The 2346-nt window shown below is 65.1% G+C and carries 1 protein-coding gene; it reads left to right on the top strand.

Features of this window, described 5'->3' with window-relative positions:
• Window positions 1-117 precede the first annotated feature (117 nt).
• The gene (locus DBR20_RS03855) at window positions 118-2307 is read left to right on the top strand and encodes a TonB-dependent receptor (RefSeq protein WP_108265245.1); all 2190 of its coding nucleotides are present in this window, start codon (window positions 118-120) and stop codon (window positions 2305-2307) included.
• Window positions 2308-2346: the final 39 nt, after the last annotated feature.

Genomic DNA, 2346 nt, shown 5'->3' with positions numbered 1-2346 from the left:
TCCAGGAATGGAGCAGCGCTGACTGCAATGGAGTGGCGGCGAGCGTCGAATGTTACAGGATAACAGTTTGCGCCAGCCGGCCCGCCAGGCGCGTTTCCGTTCCTCATGAGGTTTCCCTTGAAAGCCCCCGTTTCCTCCGTTGCCCTCGTCGCAGCGTCGTTGCTCGTTCCTGTTCTTCCCGCCCACGCGCAGTCCGCCGATGCCACCACCCTCGATGGCGTGGTGGTCACCGGCTCCAAGCGCGACACGCCCTACCTGAAGAGTGACCTGTCGGTGACCGTGCTTGATCGGCAGGCGCTGAAAGAAGCCGGTGTCACCGAGTTCCGTGACCTGGACAAGCTGGCCCCCAACGTGAAGTTCAACGTGATGGGCCAGCTGAGCAACATGTTCATTTCCATCCGCGGCATCGAATCCAATCCTTTCCTGGTCAACCGCGCGTCGGTCTACATCGATGGCATTCCGTTCCGCGAGCTGAGCAACGCGGTACTCAACCAGGTGGAATCGGTCGAGGTGCTGCGGGGGCCGCAGGGAACCCTGTACGGCGCCAACAGCGAGTCGGGGCTGGTGCTGGTGCGCACGCGCGGCCCGGCCGATACCCGCGAGGGTGAGGTGAACGTGCGCAGCACCTGGTTCGGCAACGGCAACGGCACGGCCGTGGATGGCTTCCTGGCGGGCCCGCTGAGCAAGGACGGCACGCTGTCGGGCTCGGTGGCGTTCATGGGGTCCGATGAGGATGCCCACCTGAAGAACCTGACCCCGTACGGCGCGCGCGGCGAAGTGAAAGAGGGCTACCTGCAGGGCAAGCTGCGCTGGCGCCCCAGCGATTACGTGACCGTCAACGCCTTGGCCTATCACCTGCGCACGCGCGCACCAGGCATGTTCGAGTACGAGTACCTGCCGCTGGATACCGGCCTCTACAACCGCACCTATGGCGACCGCCTCAATGGTGGCCGCCATGCAGGTGATTTCACCTACATCAACGATGCGCCCAAGCGCACCGAAAAGGACGAGACCGTTGCCGGCCTCAGCGCGCAGTGGCAACTGCAGTCAGGCACTCTGGATGTCGCCGCCTCGTACCGCAGCGAGGAAACCACCTCGGCCGGCTACGACTTCGACATGACCGCCAGCTCCGCGCTGGCCGGCTACATCTACGACAAGAAGAATGCATGGAATGCCGAGGCGCGCTTCAGCTCGCCCAGCGACCAGGCGCTGACCTGGATGGCAGGTGTATCGACCTATCGCATCGACAAGGATTCGATCCAGGGCACCTTCGTCGGCCCGGCGCTGCGCGGCCTGGACAGTTACAACCTGGCACCGCGGCAGACCTCCAAGGGTGAGGACTACAGTGTGTTCGCCACCGCCAGCTATACGCTGCCGGCATTGCCGAAGCTGACCGCCAGCCTCGGCATCCGCCACGAGCAGGCCCGCCGCTCCACCGAACAGCGGGCCGGATTCCTCGACCTGGGCGCCGGGGGCCTGGTCCGCTACCGCGACGCAGCCCTGGCGCATACGTTCTCGGCCACCTTGCCGCGCATCTCGCTGCGCTATGACGCCAGCGATGATCTGTCGTTCTATGCGGCCTCGGCCAAGGGATACATCCCCGGTGGCTTCAACCTGGCCGCCGCGCAGAGCGATGTGATCAACGACAAGGTGCTGCGCTACGAATCCGAACGCATGTGGAGCCATGAAGTGGGCTTCAAGATGAACCTGGCGGGCGGCCGTGGCCATATCGGCGGCGCGCTGTTCCATATCAGCTCGGACAACTGGCAGGAAATCCAGGTGGCCACCGATGCCAACGGCCGGCCGATCTCCTCCGACTACGTGGGCTCGGATGCCTCGATACGTTCGCGTGGTGCAGAGCTGGAAGGGGTGTTTGAAGTCGCGCCCGGGTTCACGGTGATGGCCAATGTCGGCTACGTCGATGCGACGTACACCAAGCTGTGGGTCAGCCCGCAGGAGAACCTGCACGGCAAGCGGGTCAAGCTGACGCCGCACTACACCGGCTACCTGGCAGCGCGGTATCAGTTCGACTCCGGTATCTATGCCCGGGTGGAATCGCAGTTCACCGGTTCCAGCGCGCTGGACGAGCGCAACCGCGCGTTCCAGCCGGCCGTGGCCGTGCTGGGCGTGCAGCTGGGCTACGAGCGGGGCCCGTGGAGCACGCGCGTGTTCGTGCAGAACCTGACCGACAAGCGCCGCATCAACGGCCTGATCTTCGACAACCTGGCCTTCGGCCGCGATGGCAACTACTACGGGCCGGTGGACAGCCCGCGCATTGTCGGCGCCGAGGTCGGCTACCGGTTCTGAAGGGGCATCAGCCGGCGGACCGCAGGGCCCGCCGGTTGC

It is taken from the genome of Stenotrophomonas sp. HMWF023 (assembly GCF_003060985.1).
Lineage (GTDB): Bacteria > Pseudomonadota > Gammaproteobacteria > Xanthomonadales > Xanthomonadaceae > Stenotrophomonas > Stenotrophomonas lactitubi.
Note: the sequence above shows the minus strand (reverse complement) of the source record. Positions and strands in the feature narration are given on the sequence as shown.